At 55.9% G+C, this 24,125-nt stretch carries 21 protein-coding genes and 2 tRNA genes; 7 read left to right on the top strand and 16 right to left on the bottom strand.

Annotated elements, in window-relative coordinates:
- Window positions 1–10: 10 nt before the first annotated feature.
- The 3 genes from rpmI to uvrA form a co-directional block, all read right to left on the bottom strand.
- On the bottom strand, window positions 11–205 hold the full coding sequence (gene rpmI, locus BJP08_RS05945; RefSeq protein ID WP_070362525.1) for a 50S ribosomal protein L35: 195 nt from the start codon (window positions 203–205) through the stop codon (window positions 11–13).
- A 31-nt stretch (window positions 206–236) separates the two neighbouring features.
- Entirely contained in the window at window positions 237–785 is a 549-nt protein-coding gene (gene infC, locus BJP08_RS05940) for a translation initiation factor IF-3 (RefSeq protein ID WP_083428436.1), read from the bottom strand.
- A 271-nt stretch (window positions 786–1,056) separates the two neighbouring features.
- Window positions 1,057–3,909, bottom strand: a complete 2,853-nt coding sequence (uvrA, locus tag BJP08_RS05935) for an excinuclease ABC subunit UvrA (RefSeq protein ID WP_071568740.1) — start codon at window positions 3,907–3,909, stop codon at window positions 1,057–1,059.
- A 106-nt stretch (window positions 3,910–4,015) separates the two neighbouring features.
- On the opposite strand from uvrA, the gene BJP08_RS05930 reads away from it, so the two are divergent.
- The 3 genes from BJP08_RS05930 (at window position 4,016) to BJP08_RS05920 (ending at window position 8,016) form a co-directional block, all read left to right on the top strand.
- The gene (locus tag BJP08_RS05930) at window positions 4,016–4,627 is read left to right on the top strand and encodes an MBL fold metallo-hydrolase (protein WP_071568739.1); all 612 of its coding nucleotides are present in this window, start codon (window positions 4,016–4,018) and stop codon (window positions 4,625–4,627) included.
- An 82-nt stretch (window positions 4,628–4,709) separates the two neighbouring features.
- Window positions 4,710–5,750, top strand: a complete 1,041-nt coding sequence (locus BJP08_RS05925; protein ID WP_071568738.1) for a DoxX family protein — start codon at window positions 4,710–4,712, stop codon at window positions 5,748–5,750.
- An 82-nt stretch (window positions 5,751–5,832) separates the two neighbouring features.
- Window positions 5,833–8,016, top strand: a complete 2,184-nt coding sequence (locus tag BJP08_RS05920) for a UvrD-helicase domain-containing protein (protein ID WP_083428435.1) — start codon at window positions 5,833–5,835, stop codon at window positions 8,014–8,016.
- A gap of 46 nt (window positions 8,017–8,062) precedes the next feature.
- Here the strand turns inward: BJP08_RS05920 and BJP08_RS05915 are convergent, their stop codons facing one another.
- From BJP08_RS05915 to BJP08_RS05885, 7 genes are all read right to left on the bottom strand, one after another.
- Window positions 8,063–8,506, bottom strand: coding sequence for a universal stress protein (locus tag BJP08_RS05915; protein ID WP_071568736.1), 444 nt, complete (start codon window positions 8,504–8,506; stop codon window positions 8,063–8,065).
- Window positions 8,507–8,614: 108 nt separating this feature from the next.
- Window positions 8,615–9,073: a universal stress protein gene (locus BJP08_RS05910; RefSeq protein WP_071568735.1), complete on the bottom strand. Its 459-nt coding sequence runs from the start codon at window positions 9,071–9,073 to the stop codon at window positions 8,615–8,617.
- Window positions 9,074–9,091: 18 nt separating this feature from the next.
- Entirely contained in the window at window positions 9,092–11,191 is a 2,100-nt protein-coding gene (gene uvrB, locus BJP08_RS05905; protein WP_071568734.1) for an excinuclease ABC subunit UvrB, read from the bottom strand.
- A 43-nt stretch (window positions 11,192–11,234) separates the two neighbouring features.
- Window positions 11,235–11,837 carry a dephospho-CoA kinase gene (gene coaE / locus BJP08_RS05900; RefSeq protein ID WP_071568733.1) on the bottom strand — a complete coding sequence of 201 codons (603 nt, stop codon included), beginning with the start codon at window positions 11,835–11,837 and terminating at the stop codon, window positions 11,235–11,237.
- Window positions 11,838–11,904: 67 nt separating this feature from the next.
- Window positions 11,905–13,368, bottom strand: a complete 1,464-nt coding sequence (gene rpsA / locus BJP08_RS05895; RefSeq protein WP_071568732.1) for a 30S ribosomal protein S1 — start codon at window positions 13,366–13,368, stop codon at window positions 11,905–11,907.
- A 635-nt stretch (window positions 13,369–14,003) separates the two neighbouring features.
- Window positions 14,004–16,607 carry a DNA polymerase I gene (gene polA, locus BJP08_RS05890; RefSeq protein ID WP_369816405.1) on the bottom strand — a complete coding sequence of 868 codons (2,604 nt, stop codon included), beginning with the start codon at window positions 16,605–16,607 and terminating at the stop codon, window positions 14,004–14,006.
- Window positions 16,608–16,713: 106 nt separating this feature from the next.
- Window positions 16,714–16,787: transfer RNA gene (locus BJP08_RS05885), tRNA-Leu, on the bottom strand.
- A gap of 143 nt (window positions 16,788–16,930) precedes the next feature.
- Here BJP08_RS05885 and BJP08_RS05880 point away from each other — a divergent pair.
- From BJP08_RS05880 to BJP08_RS05870, 3 genes are all read left to right on the top strand, one after another.
- The gene (locus BJP08_RS05880; protein WP_071568730.1) at window positions 16,931–17,680 is read left to right on the top strand and encodes a sulfite exporter TauE/SafE family protein; all 750 of its coding nucleotides are present in this window, start codon (window positions 16,931–16,933) and stop codon (window positions 17,678–17,680) included.
- 133 nt (window positions 17,681–17,813) lie between these two features.
- The gene (locus BJP08_RS05875; RefSeq protein ID WP_071568729.1) at window positions 17,814–18,221 is read left to right on the top strand and encodes a TetR/AcrR family transcriptional regulator; all 408 of its coding nucleotides are present in this window, start codon (window positions 17,814–17,816) and stop codon (window positions 18,219–18,221) included.
- Entirely contained in the window at window positions 18,218–18,577 is a 360-nt protein-coding gene (locus tag BJP08_RS05870) for a hypothetical protein (RefSeq protein ID WP_071568728.1), read from the top strand. Before BJP08_RS05875 ends, BJP08_RS05870 begins: the two co-directional genes overlap by 4 nt.
- 129 nt (window positions 18,578–18,706) lie before the next feature.
- On the opposite strand, the gene BJP08_RS05865 is transcribed toward BJP08_RS05870, so the two are convergent.
- The 3 genes from BJP08_RS05865 to BJP08_RS05855 form a co-directional block, all read right to left on the bottom strand.
- A tRNA-Leu gene (locus BJP08_RS05865) sits at window positions 18,707–18,780 on the bottom strand.
- A 57-nt stretch (window positions 18,781–18,837) separates the two neighbouring features.
- Window positions 18,838–19,095 carry a HypC/HybG/HupF family hydrogenase formation chaperone gene (locus BJP08_RS05860; protein WP_071568727.1) on the bottom strand — a complete coding sequence of 86 codons (258 nt, stop codon included), beginning with the start codon at window positions 19,093–19,095 and terminating at the stop codon, window positions 18,838–18,840.
- 7 nt (window positions 19,096–19,102) lie between these two features.
- The gene (locus BJP08_RS05855; protein ID WP_071568726.1) at window positions 19,103–20,227 is read right to left on the bottom strand and encodes a hypothetical protein; all 1,125 of its coding nucleotides are present in this window, start codon (window positions 20,225–20,227) and stop codon (window positions 19,103–19,105) included.
- 51 nt (window positions 20,228–20,278) lie between these two features.
- On the opposite strand from BJP08_RS05855, the gene BJP08_RS05850 reads away from it, so the two are divergent.
- Window positions 20,279–20,614, top strand: coding sequence for a hydrogenase maturation nickel metallochaperone HypA (locus tag BJP08_RS05850; protein WP_071568725.1), 336 nt, complete (start codon window positions 20,279–20,281; stop codon window positions 20,612–20,614).
- Here BJP08_RS05850 and BJP08_RS05845 read toward each other — a convergent pair.
- The 3 genes from BJP08_RS05845 to BJP08_RS05835 are packed head-to-tail and all read right to left on the bottom strand — an operon-like array spanning window position 20,592 to window position 24,115.
- Window positions 20,592–21,143 carry a HyaD/HybD family hydrogenase maturation endopeptidase gene (locus BJP08_RS05845; protein WP_083428434.1) on the bottom strand — a complete coding sequence of 184 codons (552 nt, stop codon included), beginning with the start codon at window positions 21,141–21,143 and terminating at the stop codon, window positions 20,592–20,594. The two genes, BJP08_RS05850 and BJP08_RS05845, sit on opposite strands and share 23 nt — an antisense overlap.
- A 3-nt stretch (window positions 21,144–21,146) precedes the next feature.
- Window positions 21,147–22,379 carry a Ni/Fe-hydrogenase, b-type cytochrome subunit gene (gene cybH, locus BJP08_RS05840; protein ID WP_083428433.1) on the bottom strand — a complete coding sequence of 411 codons (1,233 nt, stop codon included), beginning with the start codon at window positions 22,377–22,379 and terminating at the stop codon, window positions 21,147–21,149.
- A complete protein-coding gene (locus BJP08_RS05835; RefSeq protein WP_071568724.1) occupies window positions 22,376–24,115 on the bottom strand; it encodes a nickel-dependent hydrogenase large subunit in 1,740 nt (579 codons plus the stop codon). The genes cybH and BJP08_RS05835 overlap by 4 nt, the downstream gene beginning before the upstream one ends.
- Window positions 24,116–24,125 lie beyond the last annotated feature (10 nt).

Below are 24,125 nucleotides of genomic sequence, written 5' to 3'. Positions count from 1 at the left end.
TGGGCAGTGCTTAGGACATGCCGAGGAGACGCTTCATGCGCTTCACGTCGTTCTTAGCTACATCGGTCGTACCCGAGAGCTTGCGACGACGCTTCGAAGACAGCTTCTCGTTCAGGTGGCGCTTACCAGCCTGCTCACGACGCAGCTTGCCCTTGCCGTTGACCTTGATGCGCTTTGCGGTGCCCTTGTGGGTCTTCTGCTTCATGTTGAAAGCCCTTCAGAGTTGAAAACTTAATCTACTTTTTGCCCTTGCGAGCAGGTCCGAATACCATCGTCATGTTTCGCCCGTCCTGCTTTGGACGGGACTCCACTACACCTACCTCTTGAATGTCTTCTGCGAGACGCTCGAGGAGGCGATAGCCGAGTTCCGGACGCGATTGCTCACGGCCACGGAACATGATGGTGACTTTGACCTTGTTGCCCTTCTCTAGGAAGCGCTCCACATTGTTTTTCTTCGTCTGGTAGTCGTGCTCATCGATCTTGGGACGGAACTTTTGTTCCTTTACTACGGTTTGCTGCTGGTTCTTTCGGGCCTCGCGGGCCTTCTGATCCTGCTCATACTTGTACTTGCCGTAGTCCATGATCTTCGCCACAGGCGGTTTTGCCTTTGGCGCAACTTCAACGAGGTCAAGATCGGCCTCGTAGGCCAGTTTCCGAGCATCGTCGGTACGGACGATCCCTACCTGCTCGCCGGACGGGCCGACAAGGCGGACTTCCGGGACGCGGATACGATCGTTAATCCGAGCTTCAGCGCTGATGAGAACTCCTAAAACATAGAAACCAATGTGTGATCGCTACCAGACCACCAGTGATTCTGCGCAAAAGCACAAAACCCGCGCTACGAACAATAACGCGGGAGCTTTTCCATAGGCAGCACCATACCAGCTAGCGCTACCTTGACCCGTATCCTGATCAAACTGACCGGCATGGGGTGGGATTCACTCCACTTGTGGCCCAGGCACCTTGGTAAAGAATGCTCTGGGCGGTAGTGGTTGTTTACTGTAATGCATCTTGTCTACTCACGCAAGTCGCGCATTAATTCTACGCCTCAGACCCCTACACAAGGATTTCTTTCAGGAAGGCACCAGTATGCGATGCGCGATTACGAGAAACCTCCTCCGGGGTCCCCTGCGCAACAACTGTTCCGCCACCCGAGCCACCCTCAGGCCCCATATCGATGACCCAGTCGGCGGATTTGATCACGTCAAGGTTGTGCTCGATGACCAGGACGGTATTCCCCTTGTCAACTAATCCGTTCAGCACAAGCATGAGTTTGCGTATGTCCTCAAAGTGGAGGCCGGTCGTCGGCTCGTCAAGGATGTAAATCGTCCGGCCATTCGTACGCTTCTGAAGTTCAGCCGCGAGCTTTACTCGTTGTGCTTCCCCACCAGAGAGCGTCGTTGCTGCCTGTCCGAGACGCACATAGCCCAGGCCGACGTCAACGAGTGTATTGAGGTAGCGGTGGATCGATTGAATCGGTTCAAAGAACTCGGCTGCTTCAGAAATCGGCATGTCAAGCACTTCCGCGATGTTCTTCCCCTTGTACCGGACCTCGAGGGTTTCACGGTTGTAGCGTGCTCCCTGGCAGACTTCACAGGGCACGTAGACGTCGGGCAGGAAGTTCATCTCAATTTTGATGGTGCCGTCGCCGCGGCACGCCTCGCAACGTCCGCCCTTTACGTTGAAAGAGAATCGACCAGCCTTGTACCCACGAACCTTCGCCTCCTGTGTTTCGGCGAAGAGGTTTCGAATCTTGTCGAACACACCCGTGTATGTGGCTGGATTCGAACGCGGTGTGCGCCCGATTGGGCTCTGGTCTACCTGGACTAGCTTGTCCAGGTGATCAAGTCCACTGACTTTCTTCACGCGTCCCGGAACCTGGCGTGCTCCGTTGAGCTCATTTTGAAGCGTTTTGGCAAGAATCTGGTTCACCAGGGTTGACTTTCCAGAACCAGAGACACCAGTGACGGCCACCAACACGCCGAGTGGAACATCCACCGTGACATTGTCGAGGTTGTTCTCTCGGGCGCCTTCGATACGCAGCATGCGGGCAGGGTCTACTGGTCTACGTTCTTGTGGAACTTCAATCTTTTTCCTACCCGAAAGGTAGTCGCCTGTGATGGAGTTTTCCACGTCACGGATGCCTTCAGGCTCACCCTGGTATACGACTTCGCCACCGTATTCACCAGCAAGTGGACCGATGTCTACGAGCCAATCTGCTTCGCGGATTGTTTCCTCGTCGTGCTCGACAACTACCAGTGTGTTGCCAAGGTCGCGTAGCTTTTTCAGCGTCTTAATGAGTCGTTGGTTATCGCGTTGGTGCAAGCCAATGGACGGCTCGTCAAGCACGTACAGGACTCCCGCGAGGCCGGATCCGATTTGCGTAGCCAGGCGAATACGCTGCGCCTCACCGCCAGACAACGTACCTGCCGACCTCGCAAGTGAGAGGTAGTTCAGCCCAACGTCCAGCAAAAAGTGCAGGCGGGCCTGAATCTCTCGCAGTACAGCACCAGCAATCATCTCTTCCCGGTAGCCAAGCACGAGATTATCGAGGTATTCAGACGCATCCTCAATGCTCAGTTCCGTTAACCCCGCGATAGAACGTTCGCCGTGAGTCGTGGAATCGAGACGAACGGCAAGGATCTCGGGTTTCAGCCTGGCGCCTTGGCAGGTTGGACACGGGACCTCTCGCGTATAGGCGAGCAACCTGTCCTTTTGGGTATCGCTTTCCGCCTGCTCAAGCTTTCGCTCTAAGTACCCGATCACCCCCTCGTAGGCTGCGGTAAATGAACGCTGCCTACCGTATCGGTTCTTGTAGCTGACGCTGATTTTAGTCTTGGAGCCGTTTACCAGGTGCTTCTGTTGGGTCTTCGTCAGCGAGCTAAACGGGGCGTGCGCGTCGAACCCCTCCTCTTTCGCGAGCGCCTCAATCAGCTTAACGAAGTACCGCTTATTCGGGCTTGAGTTCCATGGTTGGAATGCGTCGATCGCGGGGGCATCGGGGTCTGGTATGACGAGCTCTTCGTCAATTTTTTTCTGAGTTCCGAGGCCGTCGCAGGTTGGGCAAGCGCCGAAAGGCGAGTTAAAGGAAAACGCGCGTGGCTCGTACTCTTCAACGTTCAGTTTATGGCCGTTTGGGCAAGCCATCTTCTCGGAGAAGATTTGAATCCGATCAGGGTTGTCCTCTTCAAAATCAACGAACTCAAAGCCAACGAGGCCGTCGGCAAGCTTGAGCGCAGTTTCGACTGAATCGGTGAGGCGCTGCTTCTGACTCTGTTTGACTTGAAGGCGGTCCACAACGACCGAGATCGTGTGCTTAATCTGCTTCTCAAGCTTTGGCGGATCGCTGAGTTGGAACAGCTCTCCGTCGACGGCCACGCGAGAGTACCCTTGAGCCGCCAAATCTTTAAACAGGTCAACGAACTCACCTTTACGTTTCCTCACTACCGGAGCGAGGACCTGGAACTTGAGACGCTCTTCCATCCCAAGCACGCGGTCGACGATCTGTTGCGGTGTCTGGCGGTCGATTACGGCGTCGCACTGCGGGCAGTGAGGTGTGCCAGCTCGCGAGTAAAGGAGACGCAGGTAGTCGTAGATTTCCGTGATGGTGCCGACTGTCGAGCGCGGGTTTCGGTTCGTCGACTTCTGGTCAATCGAGACGGCAGGCGAAAGCCCATCAATGTAGTCAACATCAGGTTTGTCCATTTGCCCCAGGAACATTCGAGCATAGGACGAAAGGGACTCCACGTATCGACGCTGCCCCTCCGCAAAAATCGTGTCGAACGCAAGTGAGGACTTGCCGGATCCAGACAGCCCGGTAAATACGGCCATCTTGTCTCTGGGCAGAGACACATCGACGCCCTTCAAATTATGTTCTCTTGCTCCACGTACGACGAGACGGTCAGCCACCTAGATACCTCTTCCAGAAGATCCATTTATTTGTTCCGAACATACCAGCGTATACCAATTCCCAACCCGTCGATCTGTTGGAACACTTTTAGCTAGGGTAGGCGACATGGATTCAGCAACACCCCCTTTGACACTGCAACACATTTCCGTTGGGTCGATGGATAACAACTGCTACCTTCTATGCTCCGGTAACCAGGGATTACTTATCGACGCCGCTGACGACGCGCCTGCGATCCTCACTATGGCCGAGGAGGCCGGCGTGCGCATCACGGATGTGCTCACCACGCACCGTCACCACGACCACGTGCGTGCGCTGGAAGCAGTCCTAGAAGCTACCGGTGCAACACACTGGGCGCCATTCCTTGAAGTACCCGCGCTGCCGGTTCCTGTTAATCGTGAACTGAATGACGGCGACACACTTTCATTCGCAGGCTATGAATTCCCCGTGGCAATCCTGCGAGGGCATACTCCTGGTGGAGCTGCGGTACATGCGGATATCGATGGAGTTCCAAATCTCTTTGTTGGGGACTCCCTTTTTCCTGGTGGTCTTGGGAAAACGAACTCCGAAGGTGACTTTGTTCGGCTCTATAGAGATGTGACAGAGAAGCTCTTCGACACTTACCCAGACGAGACAATCGTGTGGCCCGGCCACGGTAAATCCACTACGCTTGGTGCAGAGCGTCCGAGCCTAGATGTTTGGTGGAACCGTCGCTGGTAGAGGTGTGAACCGAATATCGGACGTCACATAACACGTATATACAGCGACTAATACGTTGCCAAGAGAAATGAGGAATGCATTCATGATTAGAAAACTCGCAAGGCCAATGCTCGCGTCTGTATACATCGTCGATGGTGTACAGACCCTGCGTGACCCAAACGTCAATAAAGAAAGCACGAAGGCGCTTTTAGAAAAGGTCCGGGGTGCAATTCCACGTGAGTACCGCGGTTTAGTTCCGAACGACCCGAAGACGGCTGCTCAGGTTGTTGGCGGCATTAAAGCGGGCGCTGGGAGCCTGTTCGCTATCGGCAAACTGCCGCGTACGTCCGCAGCACTGCTCGCTGCGACTGCAATCCCGTCGATCATCGGTCGGAACGCTTTCTGGGAGGCTGACGAGTCCAGCGAGAAGCAGCGTCGCCAAACCGGAGCGCTGACCGATATCGCCCTCGCTGGTGGTGTGCTCCTCGCAACTGTGGACACCGCTGGAAAGCCTGGTCTTCAGTGGCGCGCGCAGCAGGCCGCTCGCACTGCCAAGAAGAATGTGCAGCAGGCGCTTCCTACCCAGTCTGAGACAGAGAAGGCCCTGGGCAAGGCAAGCAACTGGATCTCTGATACTGCCGATCAAGTCGTAGACTACGTTGACCACAACAAAGACGATTGGAAGAAGCAGGCTTCGAAGTTCGCTGGCCAAGCTTCTGACGCGGCAGAGGGCTTTTGGCAAGACGCAAGCAAGCAGACGTCTTCGTTCCTGTCTGATGCAGGCGACTGGATCGAGGAAGTTTCCGATAACGCGGAGAGCACCTATAAGGACCTGAAGCCGAGCAAGCTTCAGCAGTTCAAGGCAAAGCGGAAGGTCAACAGTGTCGTTGGCGATCTTCAGGACAAACTGGAAAGCCTTGAGCCCAGCAAACTCGATCAGTTCAAGGCAAAGCGCAAGGTCAAGAAAAACGTGGCGAAGCTACAGGATCGTGCACAGGGTGCCGTTGATTCACTGCAGGACGCATTCGACAACCTTGATGTCGCACCATCGAAGTGCCAGCAGCGGAAGTGGAAGCGTAAGGCAAAGAAAGCCGAGAAGCGCGCAACCAAGCTGGTAAAGAAGGCCCAGAAGAAGCTTAGCTAGGCTTACTTTCTGTCCTACACCCCGTGACCACGTTGTCGTGGTTACGGGGTCGCTTTCACTTTATAAGGAGAATGTTTTCACGGTGTCAGAACAAGAGGTTGCTCGCGAACAGCGCTACGTCGATGGTCTATTTTCGCGCTTAGACGAGGAAGTATCAAAGGCGCAGGCAAAGCTTGCAGCCGTGCAGCGCGATGTCGACCCAGACAACCCTGACTCTGATGCGCTTGTTAGGCGTGAAACCGAGTATCACGGGCTGAATGCAAAACTCGATGCGCTGAACCTGGCCGAAGTCGGCCTGGTGTTTGGCCGGATTGACGTCGAAGACACCAATCCGGAGAACCCCGTTTCGGAAAGCGCTGGGCTTGATCGGCGATACATTGGCAGGATGGGCATCGATGCGCCCGAAGACCGATACCGTTCCCTGCTCATTGATTGGCGGGCGCCCATGGCCCGCCCGTTCTATCTGGCGACGACAGCGCACCCATCCGGGGTGCAAACCCGCCGAAACATCCGAATGCTGGGACGCATTGTGGAATCCGTCGACGACGAAGTACTTTCCGGCAACGCTACTGGAGATGAGGCGTCGGGTGTCGGCTCCGAAGCCGCGTTACGTCGTGCCATGAACCGGCCACGCACTGCCCACATGCAGTCGATCGTGGAAACGATCCAGCGCGAGCAAGATGCCGTCATCCGCGATGCGACGCGTGGAGTCATGGTTGTCGAAGGCGGTCCAGGAACAGGTAAGACTGCGGTGGCGTTGCACCGCGTCGCGTATCTTTTGTATACCTGGCGAGCTCAGTTGGCTAAGACCGGTGTTCTCATTCTCGGACCGAACTCCGTATTTTTGGACTACATTTCGCGCGTCCTGCCCGAGCTCGGCGAGACAGGCGTGGTACTTTCCACCATCTCGGATCTCGTGCCTGGTTTTACTTCAACAGCTAGCGAATCTTTCGCGGCTAGGGAGGTAAAAGGCTCTGCTGAGATGGTCACGATTTTGAAGCGGGCCGTCCAAGCGCATGAGACAGTGCCGAAGCAAAAGGTGCCGCTTTCGTTCGAGAATGTTCCCATCGCAGCGACACCTGCCATGATAAGGTCCGCTAGGACCAAAGCGCGTAGATCGCGTCGCCCACACAACGAGGCACAAGCCATCTTCGCTGAGCATCTTTGCGAACAGCTCGCGCGCGCTTTGGCAGACAGAATTGGCGCAGATCCACTTGGCGGAGCAAACCTCCTGTCAGCGGCGGACGTCGATCAGCTTCATGATGATCTTGCGGAGGAGCCACAAATCCACGAACTTATTGACACCTACTTCCCCACTCTCTCCCCACGTGAGGTGCTGCGAAACCTGCTTGAGGACCGCGAAGCGATTGCGTCCGTCGCGTACGACTACGACGAGTACACACAGGAAGCGCTGTACCGTGAACCAGGCTCTCCCGGGACATCTTCGGATGCGGCCTTGCTCGACGAGCTCTCCGTGCTCATTGGAACCTCGTCGGATAGCGATTTCGTAGATGAGGATGAGACATGGCAGCAGCAGGTCGCTGAAGCCGAGGATGCGTTGGATGTGTTGGCGTCGTCGGAGTCAACAGACAATGATGATGACCAATTTGAGGCTGAGATTCTTTCCGCTTCGGACGTGATCGATGCGGAGACACTTGCCGAGCGCCAGGCCGGGACGGATATTCGATCAACGGCCGAACGCGCTCGCGCTGACCGCGCGTGGGCTTACGGGCACGTAATCGTAGACGAGGCACAGGAGCTTTCCCCGATGGAGTGGCGAATGGTGTTTCGCCGCTGCCCCTCAAAGTGGATGACGTTGGTCGGAGATACCGCGCAAACGTCGGCTCCGGCGGGTTCCGATGATTGGTCGGCAACGCTTGAACCGTTCGTAGGCACGCGCTTCCGCACCCATACGCTCAGCGTCAACTACCGAACGCCCTCAGAGATTATGGACCATGCCACGAACGTCCTCCACGTGATCGATCCTGAGTCCCCGGCTCCTGAAAGCATTCGAAGCACGGGGCATCCAGTTAATTTCTTCCCTTCAGGAACCAATCCGGCGGGCGTCGCAACGTACGAAGATGGACGGGCAACGGCGATCATTGACAACTCCAACATTGGAGAGATGAAGGGACTCGAGTTTGACCACGTTGTACTCGTCGAACCTCAAGAGATTGTCGACGCCTCACCGCAGGGCTGGCAAGATCTTTACGTTGCGATGACTCGAGCGACCCAAAGCCTCACCATTATTGGCGAGCTTGCATAGAAAAACCTCCGGCCGTATGAGTGGTCGGAGGTTGTGTCGCTCAGTGCTAGCTGACGGTGTGGACAATCATGACATCGCAGTCGGACTGACGCGCTACATCCGCGGGGACCGAACCCAGCAGGCGTCCGGTCAGCGAATTGATACCGCGGTTACCGACTACCAACAGCTCCGCATTGTTGTCGCGAACAATCGCCATGAGTGCCTCTACTGGGGTACCCGGGCGAGTTGCGGTTTGTACGTCCTGCGCTCCGTGTTGGCGGGCGTGTTCTGCCGCCGCTTCGAGATTGACCAGTGCGTCTTGGTCCCCGAGGATAGTGACGGAGTCTTGGCGTAGGCTCTTCGTCGCATCGGCTTCTGTTTCGTAATACGCGGTACCGATCACGAGGGTCGCACCGAATGCGGTCGCCATCTTCGCAGCGCGTTCGACGGCAAGCAACGACGATTTGGACCCGTCGGATCCTACGACGATGGTCTTGTAGTAATTGGCCATGACTGTATTCTTGAGACCTTTCCTGGTTCAACTCTCGCTCGCTGGAATAGGGATGATACCAGCGAGCACGGTCTAATTTATAGTACCTGGTTCCGACTCAAATGAGCGCTAGTCGTGCCCCTCAGCACGCGTATCAACGAGCATGACGTCAACCGGAGCCTTCTTCGCCACATTGCCTGGGATGTTGCCGAAAATTCGACCGGCAAGCGAGCGCATCCCCTTGTTACCAACTACAAGAAGATCAACGCTGTATTCCTTCACGGATTCCAGGAGCACATTCGCAGGTTGGCCACCGCTCGAAACCAAATTGATCTCCGGTGCTTCTTCTTCAACCGCAATCGCTTTCGCGCGCCGCAAGATGTCCTCTGCACCCGATTTCGTAACGATGTCGATCTTGCTGAGCTCCGCATTGGTCGCATTCAGCATCGAACCAGACGCTGTGTAATGCGCACAGATCACGGTGAGCTTCGCACCATATACCCGGGCAAGACTTGCTGCAGCACGCACTGCGACAAGCGAAGTTGGTGAACCGTCAGTGCCGACTGCAATCGACTTATAGGTATGCATAGATTCCTCGAACCTTTCTTAGTTTCCTGTATCTTTCATACCACGAAGTTCCCTTCGGAGATCAGCGATTTCATCGCGTAGTCTGCCGGCCAGCTCAAACTTGAGTTCACGTGCAGCTGCACCCATCTGTTGAGTCAGGTCGTCGATCAGAGCTTGTACCTGATCAGAGGCCATCGTCGACACATCTGGCTTCTCTGCCACTGCGGTGTCTGAAGCAACGCTAGGTGCTTCTTCGCTGTCGGCGTTCTCGTATACCTGATCCAGAATGTCGGCGATCTTCTTCCGCAGAGGTTGTGGATCGATCCCATGCTCTTTGTTGTACGCCAACTGAATTTCTCGACGCCGCTCCGTCTCACTAATGGCTTCTTCCATCGACTCAGTCATCTGGTCGGCGTACATGATGACTTCGCCAGAAACGTTTCGGGCGGCACGTCCAATTGTCTGAATCAGCGACTTCGTCGAACGCAGGAACCCTTCCTTGTCGGCATCAAGAATCGCGACGAGGGATACCTCCGGAAGGTCCAGCCCCTCTCGGAGCAGGTTGATGCCGACGAGGACGTCGAACTCGCCAAGCCTCAACTGACGGAGTAATTCAACGCGCTGCAATGTATCGATGTCTGAGTGAAGGTAGCGCACTTTCACCCCATTATCTAGCAGGTAATCGGTGAGGTCTTCCGCCATGCGCTTCGTCAACGTTGTTACCAGGACGCGCTCGTTCTTCCCCACTCGAACCCTGATCTCGTCAATCAAGTCGTCGATCTGCCCCTTCGTCGGCTTCACAGTGACCTTTGGATCAACCAGACCTGTCGGTCGAATCACCTGCTCAACGAACTCACCATGCGCTGCCTCAAGCTCATAGTCGCCCGGTGTAGCAGACATGTACACGGTCTGCCCGACTCGAGCTTCAAACTCGTCGAAGGTAAGAGGGCGGTTATCGACGGCGCTCGGCAACCGGAACCCAAATTCCACGAGGTTGCGTTTCCGCGACATGTCGCCTTCAAACATTCCGCCGATTTGAGGAACTGTCACGTGGGACTCGTCGATAATCGTGAGGAAGTCCTCTGGAAAGTAGTCGATGAGTGTCGCTGGCGCCGAACCCGCCTCACGACCATCCATATGACGGGAATAGTTCTCAATGCCAGAGCAGAAGCCAACCTGCTGAATCATCTCCAGGTCGTACTCGGTGCGCATCCGAAGTCGCTGAGCCTCCAACAGCTTTCCGCGGTTCTCGAGGTCCTCGAGGCGATCGGCGAGCTCTTCCTTAATTGACTCGATCGCCTTTTCCATCCGCTCATCGGTAGCCACATAATGTGTGGCAGGAAAGATCCGCAGCTCTTCTTCTTGGCTCAGTACGTCGCCGGTGAGCGGGTGAATATAGTACAAACTATCAATCTCATCACCGAAGAACTCGACCCGGACCGCAACTTCTTCGTACGCAGGAATGATATCGACAACATCGCCTTTCACGCGGAAGGTTCCACGTTTGAAGTCGATGTCGTTGCGTTCATACTGAATATCTACAAGCAAGCGCAGGAAGCGATCCCGCTCGACCTCTTCACCTACCCGGAGCACAACAGACCTATCAAGGTAGGACTGAGGCGTACCAAGGCCGTAAATGCACGACACCGAAGACACCACGACGACATCACGGCGCGATAACAACGCGGACGTTGCTGAGTGCCTTAGCCGCTCCACATCATCGTTGATAGAGGAATCTTTTTCGATGTAAGTATCCGTTTGGGCAATGTAGGCCTCGGGTTGATAGTAGTCGTAGTACGAGACAAAATATTCAACTGCGTTATTCGGAAGCAACTGTCGAAGCTCATTTGCTAGCTGCGCTGCAAGCGTCTTATTCGGAGCCATCACCAGTGTTGGGCGCTGCTGTTTTTCAATCAGCCATGCAGCCGTCGCCGATTTTCCCGTGCCAGTAGCACCCATCAGTACGACGTCCTCTTCCCCACGGTTCAGGCGCTCGTCAAGCTCCGCGATCGCCTTCGGTTGATCCCCAGAAGGTTCAAATTCCGAAACGACTTCGAACGGCTTTTCTCGCCGCTCGATCTCGCCGACCGGCCTAAACTCCGAATGCGCCAGGACTGGGTGCTCTGCTGCAAATGCCATGCAGCTCAGTCTAACGACTCAGCGAGATTCCTCAACGTTGGCATCACGACAGGTAGCGCTCAATATGCGCCACAAGAGCATCCACTTGCGGTGAAAGCCCAGACAACGGACCGTTGTTGTCAATGACGTAATCTGCGGCTTCAAGCCGTTCGGCGTCGTTGATCTGTCGCGCTATGCGAGAACGCGCGTCTTCTTCCGTAAGACCTCGCAAACTCACCAGTCGTTTGACGCGCTCTTCTTCGTCCACGTCAACCACGACTGTGAAATCCATCGAACGATGAAGCCCGAGTTCGACCAGCAATGGCATGTCGTACACTGCGACCTGCGCCCCGGCAGCTTCAGCAGCATCAAACTGCCGCAGTGCTTCCTTGCGTATCGCAGGGTGAGTAATAGCGTTAAGCCTCTGCGTTTGTTCCTCCGAACTAAATGCGCGTTGCGCCAGCAGCTTGCGGTTCAAAACGCCTGAAGCGTCCACCAGGTCATTGCCGAATGCTGCAGCCACTTCCTGCAACGCATCGCTACCAGGCTGCAAAACTTCACGTGCAATCCGGTCTGCATCGACGATGACGAAGCCGTGGTCACGCAATAGCGATGCGACGGTTGATTTACCGCTCCCAATTCCGCCTGTGAGTCCAATTCTCAACATGGGTCACATAATAGGCGAAACCCCTTCCCGGGATTCCAGGAAGGGGTCGTCGATTAACTAGTAAAGACTAGTTGCCAGCGAGCTTGTCGCGAAGTGCTGCGAGCTGCTCATCAGATGCCAGCGAGCCACCCGCGCTTGCGGTCTCTTCCGCTGCCGGAGCTGCAGCGTTGGACTGCGAGGAGTAGTTCGCCTGGTCGCCAGCCTGCTCTGCTGCCTCTGCAGCAGCAGCGCGGTGACGCTCGATCTGGGCGGTGTGGGCCTGGAAACGACGCTCTGCCTCGGCGTAGCGTGCCTCCCACTCCTGACGAGCCTCGTCGAAGCCCTCCATCCACTCGTTGGTCTCCGGATCGAAGCCCTCTGGGAAGATGTAGTTGCCCTGTTCATCGTAGGAGTCAGCCATGCCGTAGCGGGACGGATCGAACTCTTCGTTGTAGTCCTCGTCGGCCTGCTTCAGCGACAGGGAGATACGACGACGGTCGAGATCGATGTCGATGACCTTGACCATGACCTCTTCCCCGACGTTGACAACCTGGTCCGGAACCTCGACGTGGCGCTGTGCCAGCTCGGAGATGTGAACCAGGCCCTCGATGCCCTCTTCGACGCGCACAAACGCACCGAATGGCACGAGCTTGGTGACCTTGCCCGGAACGATCTGGCCAACAGCGTGGGTACGTGCGAACACGCGCCATGGATCCTCCTGGGTCGCCTTCAGCGACAGGGAGACACGCTCACGGTCCAGATCGACGTCGAGAACCTCAACGGTGACCTCGTCGCCAACGGTGACAACCTCAGATGGGTGGTCAATGTGCTTCCAGGACAGCTCGGAAACGTGAACCAGGCCGTCTACGCCACCAAGGTCCACGAATGCACCGAAGTTGACGATGGAGGAAACGACGCCCTTGCGGACCTGACCCTTCTGCAGCTGGTGCAGGAAGTCGGAACGAACAGCGGACTGCGTCTCTTCGAGGTAAGCACGACGCGACAGAACAACGTTGTTGCGGTGCTTGTCCAGCTCGATGATCTTCGCCTCAAGCTCCTGGCCGATGTATGGGTCCAGGTCGCGAACGCGACGCATCTCAACGAGAGATGCCGGCAGGAAGCCGCGAAGACCGATGTCGAGAATGAGGCCACCCTTGACAACCTCGATGACCGTACCGGTGACAGGCTGGTCGTTCTTCTGCAGCTCCTCGATGGTGCCCCAAGCACGCTCGTACTGAGCACGCTTCTTGGAGAGCAGGAGGCGACCTTCCTTGTCCTCCTTGGTCAGGACGAGTGCGTCGATCTCATCGCCAACCTGGACAACCTCGTCCGGGTCAACGTCGTGCTTGATCGAAAGCTCGCGGGTAGGGATAACACCCTCAGTCTTGTAGCCGATGTCAAGGAGAACCTCATCGTGGTCAACCTTGACGACGGTGCCGGAGACGATGTCACCATCATTGAAGTACTTGATGGTTGCGTCTACAGCGGCGAGAAATTCCTCAGGTCCGCCGATATCGTTGATGGCGACCTGTGGTGCGTTGGAAGTGCGCATAAGTTAAATGTGCTCCGAAATAGAAATAGGAGATCGTATTTGGACAGGGGCATATCATCTCTTCCAGAAAAAGAAAGATCCCGCAATATAAGGTCGCCGTGCCCTCCTATTACGACACCACGAGCCCTATTGCCCAGATATGCTCGTGCAAGAATATCGCCTTTGACCAGCTCGTGCAAATATGGACACCCTCACAAACTCGCACCCAACGCATCCACTAAGCGTGAAAGCGTCACCATCCGCGGCCCCCATTTAAGAACGCCGTAAGCTTTCCCAACTGGACAGCAAGTCCATCACCGCAGGTCACAACGCCAACAATCCACCAGAACACCCCCACAATAAGTCACACTTTTGTTTAGTGCAGGCCTTTTTCGATCAATTCTCTTACGCAACACACAGACGTCTGTTAGTGTTTTCATTGCCACGAACAAGGCGCAGCAGTGAGGGGTTGACCAACCCGGAGCTGTGAAACCTCGCGAGGCAAACCGTGGCACCGCTTCTCGGGGGAACTCGGGGGAAGAAGCGGTTGGTAAGGGGGAACGGTGGTCCCAGACAAATAGAGTAGGAGGCTCTGGGACTACCGCCGAGGCTATAGAGCGGAGTAATGGGGGTCCGCTCTATAGCCTCACCCTCGCCTAGTGGCCGGCGTCCTGCCAATTATCTCCGTGCCCAGTGGAGACCTCAAGGGGCACGCTGAGCTCAATAGCCCGATCCATTTCCCGCTCGATAATCGCGCGCACTTGGTCAAGCTCGCCTGGAGCGACTTCGACTACCAGCTCATCGTGGACCTGCAGCAGCACACGAGACTTGTAACCAGCTAGCGCTCGGTCGACGTGAATCATCGCTACCTTAATGATGTCTGCGGCCGTGCCCTGAATAGGAGCATTCAGTGCTGCCCGCTCAGCATTTTCTCGTGCGACACGGTTGTCACTGTTGAGCTCCGGAAGATAGCGGCGACGCCCAAACACTGTTGCGGTGTAGCCATCCTTTCGGGCCTGCTCTACGACCGAGTCCAGGTAGTGTTTCACTCCACCGAAACGCCGGAAGTAGCTTTCCATGATCTCCTTGGCTTCCCCTGGCGAAATTGAGAGCTGCGAAGCAAGGCCATAGGCGGAAAGCCCGTAAACCAATCCATATGACATCGCCTTGACTCGGCGACGTAGTTCGGGCGTCACTGCGTCAATAGCAACGTCAAACACCTGAGACCCCACGTAGTTGTGTAGGTCCTCGCCAGCCTTGTATGCGGAGATGAGCCCTTTGTCCCCAGACAAGTGGGCCATTACACGCATCTCAATCTGCGAGTAGTCAGCAGTCAGCAGATACTCATACCCCTTGCCGACCGTGAACGCACCGCGAATCTTTTGGCCTGTCTCTGTGCGAACAGGAATATTCTGCAAGTTAGGATCAGTCGAACTCAGTCGGCCCGTTGAAGTCACAGTTTGGTTGAACGTTGTGTGAATTCGACCGTCGCTGTGTACCGCCTTAATGAGGCCCTCGATAGTGGACTTCATCTTCTGATATTCACGATGCGCAAGAAGATAGTCGAGGAACGGATGCGGATTCTTCTCCGCAAGCGCCTCTATTTCTTTGGCTGCCGTCGAGTAGCCAGTCTTTGTCTTTTTGGTTTTCGGAAGGTCGAGTTTTTCAAAAAGCACAACGGAAAGCTGCTTCGGGCTCGAAAGGTTGAGATCGGGCTCGTCGACAAGCGTGCGAGCCTCTCCTTCGACCTGCGCAACCTTATCGGTGAACTCTTTGCGAAGATCTTCGAGAGCAGCGACATCAACAGCCACACCGGTGTCCTCCATACGAGCCAAAATAGGCACGAGCGGCAGCTCCAGGTCTGCATACAACGCATAGGAGTCAATTTGACGAAGTTCTTGAGCTAAATGTTCCGCGAGTTCAAGCACAGCAACAGCAGCATCAACCTGCGAAGTCTGATCCAGTAGGCTAAGTTGCTCCTGCCCCACGTCAAGCTGACGCTGTAAGTGACGCTGATACACGTCCGCGAGCGCATAGGTCCGCTGTCCTGGACGGAGCAGGTAGGCAGCAATCGCAGTGTCATGCGCAATTCCACCCAGCGTGATGCCTCTGCCCCGCAACATGTGGTACATCGCTTTGCCATTGTGGAGGTACTTAGGGTCATCTGACTCCAACCACTCTTTCAGCGCAGCATCTTCTTCAGGGGTTAACTCCGCTGTTTCGCGTTGGATGCCGTGCCGCTCCTTATCGACGATCCCAATCGCCGTCGCATCGCCGTTTGCCGGAGTGGGGTTGCCATCCACGTACAGCGCTAAACCTTGACCGCGGCGTGCAGCAAGCCAAGCCTCCAAAGGATCTTCGGCGATCACGACGTCTGGAAGCTCAACCGGCAGATCTTGCTCGGCGTCTCCCTCGGTCGGAAGCGCAGCAAGCACCCGCTCGCGCAGATTCGTGCCAAACTCCAACGAATCAAAACGCTTCGCGATGGCACCGATTTCAACGGAGTGAAGCTCTAAATCAGCAGGTGCTACGGGAAGCTCCACTTCGGTGACCATCTGCGTCAGTTCACGATTCAGCTGCACTTGCTCAATGCGGTCTCGGAAATTCTGCCCAGCGACCCCCTTGATCTCATCCGCGTGATGAACAAGTTCCGCAAGCGACCCGTATTGGGTAATCCACTTTGTCGCTGTCTTCTCCCCGACCTTCGGAACCGAAGGGAGGTTGTCAGACGGGTCTCCTCGAAGTGCGGCAAAGTCGGGGTACTGCGCCGGCGTCAGCCCGTACTTCTCCACAACCTTGTCCGGGGTAAATCGCGTCATCGTTGAAACACCACGCATTGGGTACAACAGCGTCGTGGAGTCATCTACCAGCTGCAGGTAATCGCGGTCGCCGGACACCAGAACTATCTCGAAGTCTTGTTCAGCACGTGCCTGGTGCACAAGCGTCGCCACAATGTCGTCTGCTTCAAAATTCTCTTTCGACAAACTGACAATTCCGAGGTCCCCGAGGCACTCCTGAATCAGAGGAACCTGCCCCTTAAACTCAGGCGGGGTGGATTCGCGCTGCGCCTTATATTCCGGGAAGCGCTCCGTTCGAAACGTTTTGCGCCCCACATCAAACGCCACACCAATATGCGTTGGTGCTTCTTGTGCAACAACGTTGGCGAACATCGACAAGAAGCCGTACACCGCGTTCGTTGTTTGGCCACCGGTCGTCGAAAAGTTTTCAGCAGGCAGAGCATAGAACGCTCGAAATGCCATGGAGTGTCCGTCAATGAGCAATAACCGTTTCTTCACGGCCCCTAGTGTAGACGTACGCCCCGACATGACGACTCAAACAAGAAACCCGGCTCATGGCCGGGTGTTGTGCCCCAGGTGAGACTCGAACTCACACTGGACGGGTTTTGAATCCGTTGCCTCTGCCAATTGGGCTACTGGGGCGACGTCGAAAGTATATAGCAGGCGGGCGCTTTCGCGTGAATCGCACCGTGCGACCATCTAAAATGCCAGCTCACTGCGGGTATCTCAAATTCGTCATGTAGGGTGATGAGCGCGATATAAGAAGCAGAACGCAGGAGGGCACAGTGACAACAGTTCTGATCGGAATCTTCCTGGCTGTCTTCGCTGGAGCTGCCCTACAACGTATTTCAGGGATGGGACTCGGACTTATCGCGGCCCCCGCACTGTCTGTCCTCCTCGGACCAGTCTCTGGCGTTCTCATGGTCAACGTACTAGCAACCGTCAACGCGATCGCCAACACCTATTCCATGCGCGACCAAGTGGACTGGAAACGCTTCGCCCCTATCGCAGGCGCCCTTGTTTTGGGTGCGGTACCCGGCGCATTCCTCATCCGAGCCGTTTCAACCAGTTTGCTTCTGATCATCGTTGGTGTTCTGTTGTTGCTTGCACTCGGCACGGTGACACTGGGAAAACGCTATGTACCGAACATTGAGGGCACCGTACCTTCTGCTATCGCAGGTTCGGTTGGTGGTTTTATGAACACACTGGCGGGGGTAGCTGGCCCATCGATCACCGTGTACGCCCACGCGGCACGCTGGCCTAAGGAGATCTACGCAGCTACGCTCCAGCCAATCTTCCTGGTCAGTGGCGCTCTCTCTTTTGCCATTAAGGAAATCACTGGTGCAGCAAACCTCTCCGCGGTGACTCCTGAAACGTGGGTGGTTGGCATTGTTGCGATGGTGCTGGGCATCGTCGTTGGCACCCGCATGGCAGCACGAGTGCCGGTACAAGTGGGATACCGTATCGCGCTCGCTTTGGCGATTTTCGGCGGGTTCACCGCGCTCGTTCGCGGGCTGGTCGGTGTCGGATCGTAACGCACAAACCAACGCCGTTTTGCACTGAAGCTCTCGCCACACAGCACTCAATTACGGTCCACCCGAAGCGCCATAATTGACCGAGTTAACACATAGACAAACCCTCTTCAAGTTATGGACAATCCATTCCAGAATGAGTAGTATGAAACCTATGGGCAGACCGCGAGAGTTTAATGAAGACGAGGTAGTTCGTAAGGCGATAGAGCTTTTTGGCGAACGAGGATTCACAGCACTGTCTGTTGACACAACTCTGTCGTACCTCGGGTTAAATCGTTCAAGCTTCTACAAGATTTTCGGTTCCAAGCACGGCCTTCTGAGGACCGCGCTTGAGGCAGTATGTCAGGGCGCGAGGGCTGGTGCAGTGACACCCGAAGCCAAAAACCTCGTTGTAGTCGCGCTCGTGGAAGTAGCGCCCATCAACCAAGAGCTACGGCCCCTGATCCTCGAAGCAAACTCACTTTGTTTCGAGGAGAACCCGACGGCACTTGGCAAGCACCTGCTAGACCGCGCAAGCGGTACACCCAAAGGAGAGACACCATGAGAAACAACAACCTCAAGTTCACCGACACTACCCTTGTTGTTGAACCACTTGGACTGGACAAGATTTGGTCACGCAAGGGATCCATCGACATCCCCTGGGAACATGTGCGCGGAGCCACGCACGACCCGGGCATGAAGAACGAGCCCAAGGGGTTTCGATTTCCTGGATTAAGGATGGGAGAAAAGCTGGCGGGAACGTTCCACTCAAATGGTGAAACATTGTTTTGGAATGTCAGCGGATTCGAAAACACAGTTGTTATCGAGCTAAAAGACGAGGAATTCGACCGTCTGGTTATCACAGTTGATGACCCTGTAACAGCCGTCGAACGCATCAACGGTCTGGCCTCGGCAAAATAGGGCTACTGGCGGATACATAACAAGGTAAAAAATATTCGCTAGCCGTTGAAAGAGACGTGCGGAGGTATATAAGTCAGCCGTATCTAGGCAAGTACGGGGTCGGAGAAAGGACTCCGACCCCGCTCGTTGTGCCCCAGGTGAGACTCGAACTCACACTGGACGGGTTTTGAATCCGTTGCCTCTGCCAATTGGGCTACTGGGGCGTGCCTGCCCAATATAGCGCACAGGGCGGGCCTAATAACAATCAGACGCTGTTAAGGTCAGCGCACAGTAGAGCCGGGCTGGTTGGGCAACAGGTCAAACTCATCGATCGCCTCGAACGAGGACTGGGCGTCCTCCTCCGAGATAACATCCATCGCGAATCCATTTTGGATGAGCACCCACTGCCCCACCTCAACGTCTGGTAGATATGCGAAGCAACACGGACGCTTCTCGCCTTTTACATCAATAGCCCCCATGGGCATGGGGGTCGACAGGTCGCCAGTGCTGAGCACTTTCGCTGGAACTCCAAGACACATCGCTACATCACTTCCTTTCAATGTTGATGTTCATGGCACCCTCCGGTGCTGAGGTACACGGCAGACAAGGATCCGCGCTACGGATCGCATCCTCCATCTCCGCGGGAGTCGACGCCTGTGTCAGCATCCGGGCAAGCCATCCCTCATTTTGCGCGGTAGGGCTCAAAATCTGGCAATCGACGAGATTGCCGTCTTCCACAGTGTAGCGATGCACCAGCAAGCCTCGAGGACCGTCAACGATTCCCGTTGCGGTGCCATCGCGCAGTGAATTATCGACGACATCCGGCTCTGCCAACAGCTCAGGAACCTGCAAAAGCTTTTCGATATCGTCCAGCACCGAGCGCACGAGCGCAAATTGGGCATCGCGCGCGCTCAGGTGAGGAAACCGCGCAACTGGACCTACCCGGTAATCGCGCCAGTGGCCGTCGATAAGTACCTGGGGTCGCGGGGTGATCGAACCTGGATGTTGCTCTCGAACGTGGTCGTAGAAATCGTGCGCTGGGAACAGGTGAAGCTCGCCCAAATAGCGTGTGGCGATCCAACCGCCGAGGGGATCTGCTGTGCCGTCGGCATCACAGGCGAAAAGGTCGGCGAGCTCCGGTGGATGCTGCTCCACGGACTCAGCTGGTTGGGAGGGTAAGAGACCACGGATCGTAGGAATGCCCTCTGCTGCACGATTGACCGCATCAGCATCCGCATGTGCGTGCACTCCCCCAGGAATCGCCACGTCAGGGAAATGACCCGGGCATCCGGCGGCGCGGAGCACCAGCTTCGCAAACTTGCGAATCTCTAACCCGTGATCAGGCAGTAGGCGCGGTGCGAGCGTGTCAAGCACTGAACCTGCATGTAGGAGACGTCGGAGCTGTAAAGCCTGCGCGCCCATCGAATGGCTCGAGCCAACAAGTTGGTCAAGTGCTCGCATCCCCGCCAAGTGGTGCGTTACCGGGCAGAGCCCGCAAAGACGCGTCACGATAGTGGGCACTTCGCTCGCACGCTTACCCACCAAGAGCTTGTCTACGCGCGGCACCCCTGCAATGTCGAAACGTGCGGTGCGCTCATCACCTTCGCCTTCGACAATGACTGTCGCAGCAAGTGGATCGATGACGGCGTCAAGAAATAGTTTCTCTGACATTTTCCATGCTCCTTACTCGCTATGCTCGCCCCAATTGAACATAATGGGGGTATGCATGAATTGAGTCTACTTCGTGGGGTAATCGATGCGGTCAACGAGTCAGTTCCCGGCCGCAATGTCCTGGCAATCGGGATGAAGGTAGGCACTCGTTCTGGGGTCGATGTCTACGCGCTTCGTCAGGCATGGGACCTGGCGCGCGTCGACACAACCTGCGCTGATGCTCGGCTCGACCTCGACGTCATCCCCGCTTCTGTTTGGTGCCCCCAGTGCGAAGACACCGTCGAGATCGACGAATACTTCGCGCTTCGTTGCCCGAAATGCGACACCCCCACCGCTGATTTGCGTGGGGGCGACGAATTCCAAGTTACTTGGGTGGATGTTGAGTAGCTTCCGCTGTCCACTTCTCCAGCAACTGACGAGCTCGTTGTACTGCTTCCGGTATCGCTGCCTTGATCTCTTCGCTTAGCGACGTCCTGAACTCAACGTCACGAGCAGTGATACCTACGACGGCCACGTTCGCGGGTTCCTGACCTGTGAGACGAGCTGCACTCAGCAGATCCAGCAGCCCCACCTGGTGCGGCGATAACTGCTGCTGCAAAAGGCGGGGAATTTGGTCTCCGATCAAAACCTCCACATCGCCTGGCTGCCCCTGTTTCAGCCCATCGAGCACTAACAAGTAATCGGCGTCCTGCACCATGGGCAGGATCTCCATCCCGGATGTTCCCCCGTAAATGAAGTTCACACCCGGGATTGGTTCAGACTCCAGCTCGCGAAGAATGGCCAGGCCAACTGCGTCGTCTGCCATAATCTCGTTTCCGATACCGATGACGTTAATGGTGACTCCGTCGAGCGTCACCAACTCGCGCGTCGGTACCGGTACATCCGGCGCGGGCCGCAGTTTCCTCGTGACTGTCATACGTTACTCAACCTCTGGACCGTCAACCGGCTTCGTGCCCTTCGGCAGCCAAACACCACCGTTAATCATCGCGGACAGGCCACCATGCCGTTCAGTGGCGTCAGCACGGAACACAAGGTAGACGTGCAAGATCACGAAGGCCCAAATAATGAACATGATGAGCGCATGGACCAGGCGGAAGTACGGAACACCGATCCATTCCACCGGCGCCGCCATCAGCTGCCAGAACCAGCTTTCCTGCTTAGGTAGACCGAAGAGCGCTAGCCCGGAGTAAATCTGCACCATGCACAGCGCGTAGATGCCGGTGTACGCCGTCTGCTGAAGACCGTTGTGCCCGACGCGCGGTGGCGGTTCATTGGTGAGCAGCAGATAGTACTTCGTCTGCTCCCACATCAACTTGAGGTCATCCTGACTTCGCACCGGCCAAAGCGCGCGCCACTTCATTTGCCGTGTTTGGGCGAAAACCATGATAGAAAGCCGCCAGATAGAGAGCGCAATCCAGGCAAATGCAGCGATGAAGTGAATTAGACGATTCCAGCCCATGAGCATCCCTGCATCATGCGCGTTCGATGGGCCGAAGAACGGATCCATAATGTAGTAACCCGTGATCGTCATAATGATGATCAAGAGCATGTTGATCCAGTGCTGCCAGCGCAACGCCACGGGCCACATCTCGATGCGGGTGTAGCCACCCTTAGAAACGGGACGGGGACGCACATGGTCCCCGATGCCGAAGGCAATGTAGCCCTTGAGCACGAACTCGCCCGTCGTGTCGCCATCTACGGGCGCAACCGCGACACCCATGCAACGATTGCCGAACTTCGAAACCGTGTCGACGTTTTGCATCATCGTCTTCATCTCATGCTTATCCCATGCAGATGCTTGGACTACTGATGCAAGGTCACCGCGCATGACCGCTACGTCTTTGCGCTCACCGAGTAGCTTTGCGTTGCGCACAACCGAAAGCGAGTACTTTCGACTCGGCGTCGCAGGGCTAAAGCTTTCCACGGTGCCATATACATAGTCAGGATCAACGGCGCGGAGCAGAGCTTGGTCCACAGGATCAGGAGAGTTCGCGGGCTGCGAAGATGCCAAGCGCAACAGAGTCTCAGCACCGATGTCATCAATTGGACGAGATTCAGTGACGCTCAAAACCAAATTCTTGTCCGGGGTGATCGTACGAGTGGCTGGCGTATCGCCAGAACTCGCAGATACACGATTCAACTGGGTGCTCATTGGGTAATCACCTTCACAAGTTCATTACCTTCTGCGTCCAACAGGTGAACTGCGCAAGACATGCAGGGGTCAAACGAGTGGATCGTGCGAAGCACCTCGAGCGGTTCTTCCGGATTAGCAAGCGGGTGCTTACCATTTGCCAGCGACTCCTCATATGGGCCCATCTTTCCTTCAGGGTCACGGCCACCCGCCAACCAGGTTGTAGGCACAACAGCCTGGTAGCGCTCGGTCTTGCCATCCTTGATCTGGATCCAGTGGCTGAGAGAGCCACGCGCAACTTCCATCATACAGAAGCCTTCGGTCTCCTTCGGCCAGGTCGATGGCTCCCACTTGCTGGAATCGAAGACATCGTAGTCGCGCTTGCGCAGTCCCTCGATGAACTCAGGCAACAACACATTGCTCATCGACTCAGAGGTCAATACCGCTTCAAGAGCGCGCGCCAACGTACGGCCACCCGTTGAGTTTAACTGTTCAAGCTTAATACCAAGCTTCTTGAGCGCGTCGTCGACGATGCGCTTCGTACTTGGCTCGTTCTGCGCGTATGCAAGGAAGATTCGAGCAAGCGGACCAACTTGAACAACGTGGCCGTCGTAACGCGGCGCCTTCGACCACGTGTACTCCTCGTTGTCGCCGAGCCACTTGTACGGCAGTTTCGGCCCGGTGTAGTCGGCGATGGTATCGCCTTCAAATGGGTGCTTGCCCTCGTTTTTGTCGTCTTGAGCGAACCATGCCGAGGAAACGTATTCCTTGAACAAGTCCGGGTTGAGCTCATGAACCTTAGAGTAGTCACCGTTCAGGAGAACACCTGGAGTGATGTCCGTGTGGGTGTACCCCAAAGTGCGCTCCATATGGTCACCACGAACCGTTGCACCAGCCATCCCGACTGCGAGGAAGTTCGGAGCTGCAGCGCCAATATCGAAGTAGTCCTTGTAGACGCCCATGATCGCCATAGCATCAGGCAAGTACACACCGTTGATGAACTCGTGGATCTCTGCGACCCAGTTCTTAATTTGGTCAATCGAAACCTGGTTGACCGTCTCGGACTTATCCTGATCAATCGTGCAGGCCATGCCGCCGACCAGGAAGTTCGGGTGCGGATTCTTCCCACCAAACACCGTGTTGATTCGGATAATCGAGCGCTGGAACTGCAGCGCATCGAGGTAGTGAGAAACCGCCATCAAGTTCGCTTCTGGTGGCAGGCGATAGTCCTCATGGTCCCAGTACCCACCTGTGAAGATAGACAGCTGACCAGAGTCAAGAACCGAGTTTAAGGTGTCCTTAACCTGCTGGAACTTATCAACAGAGTTGAGCTTCCACTTCGAGCCAATCGACTTTGCAAACTCGACAGCCTTCTCCGGGTCGGCCTTTGCAGCAGAGACAACGTTGACCCAATCGAGGGCGTGCAAGTGGTAGAAGTGCACGACATGGTCGTGGATCTCCTGGCTTGTCAAAACCAGATCGCGGATAAGCTGCGCCTGCTTCGGGACGTGGCTTCCGATTGCGTCCTCGACGGCCACTACGCTTGCCATGGAGTGCACGCCGGTGCACACGCCACAGATACGGCCAACGAACGCCCATACGTCGCGGGGGTCTCGACCCTCGACGATCTTCTCGATACCACGAAACATCGTGGTTTCGCTCCACGCGTTCGTGATGGTGCCGTCTTCGACTTCCATCTCCATACGGAGGTGACCCTCAATACGTGTCAGCGGGTCTACAACAACTCTTTCAGCCATTTTTAGTTGC

The sequence above is a fragment of the Corynebacterium sp. NML140438 genome, assembly GCF_001875725.1.
Lineage (GTDB): Bacteria > Actinomycetota > Actinomycetes > Mycobacteriales > Mycobacteriaceae > Corynebacterium.
Note: the sequence above shows the minus strand (reverse complement) of the source record. Positions and strands in the feature narration are given on the sequence as shown.

Coding starts and splice junctions, on each gene's coding strand:
- rpmI (WP_070362525.1), bottom strand. CDS start 205: ATGAAGCAGAAGACCCACAAGGGCACCGCAAAGCGCATCAAGGTCAAC.
- BJP08_RS05930 (WP_071568739.1), top strand. CDS start 4,016: ATGGATTCAGCAACACCCCCTTTGACACTGCAACACATTTCCGTTGGG.
- BJP08_RS05925 (WP_071568738.1), top strand. CDS start 4,710: ATGATTAGAAAACTCGCAAGGCCAATGCTCGCGTCTGTATACATCGTC.
- BJP08_RS05915 (WP_071568736.1), bottom strand. CDS start 8,506: ATGGCCAATTACTACAAGACCATCGTCGTAGGATCCGACGGGTCCAAA.
- BJP08_RS05910 (WP_071568735.1), bottom strand. CDS start 9,073: ATGCATACCTATAAGTCGATTGCAGTCGGCACTGACGGTTCACCAACT.
- uvrB (WP_071568734.1), bottom strand. CDS start 11,191: ATGGCATTTGCAGCAGAGCACCCAGTCCTGGCGCATTCGGAGTTTAGG.
- coaE (WP_071568733.1), bottom strand. CDS start 11,837: ATGTTGAGAATTGGACTCACAGGCGGAATTGGGAGCGGTAAATCAACC.
- rpsA (WP_071568732.1), bottom strand. CDS start 13,368: ATGCGCACTTCCAACGCACCACAGGTCGCCATCAACGATATCGGCGGA.
- polA (WP_369816405.1), bottom strand. CDS start 16,607: ATGGCATTTCGAGCGTTCTATGCTCTGCCTGCTGAAAACTTTTCGACG.
- BJP08_RS05875 (WP_071568729.1), top strand. CDS start 17,814: ATGAGTAGTATGAAACCTATGGGCAGACCGCGAGAGTTTAATGAAGAC.
- BJP08_RS05870 (WP_071568728.1), top strand. CDS start 18,218: ATGAGAAACAACAACCTCAAGTTCACCGACACTACCCTTGTTGTTGAA.
- BJP08_RS05860 (WP_071568727.1), bottom strand. CDS start 19,095: ATGTGTCTTGGAGTTCCAGCGAAAGTGCTCAGCACTGGCGACCTGTCG.
- BJP08_RS05855 (WP_071568726.1), bottom strand. CDS start 20,227: ATGTCAGAGAAACTATTTCTTGACGCCGTCATCGATCCACTTGCTGCG.
- BJP08_RS05850 (WP_071568725.1), top strand. CDS start 20,279: ATGCATGAATTGAGTCTACTTCGTGGGGTAATCGATGCGGTCAACGAG.
- BJP08_RS05845 (WP_083428434.1), bottom strand. CDS start 21,143: ATGACAGTCACGAGGAAACTGCGGCCCGCGCCGGATGTACCGGTACCG.
- cybH (WP_083428433.1), bottom strand. CDS start 22,379: ATGAGCACCCAGTTGAATCGTGTATCTGCGAGTTCTGGCGATACGCCA.
- BJP08_RS05835 (WP_071568724.1), bottom strand. CDS start 24,115: ATGGCTGAAAGAGTTGTTGTAGACCCGCTGACACGTATTGAGGGTCAC.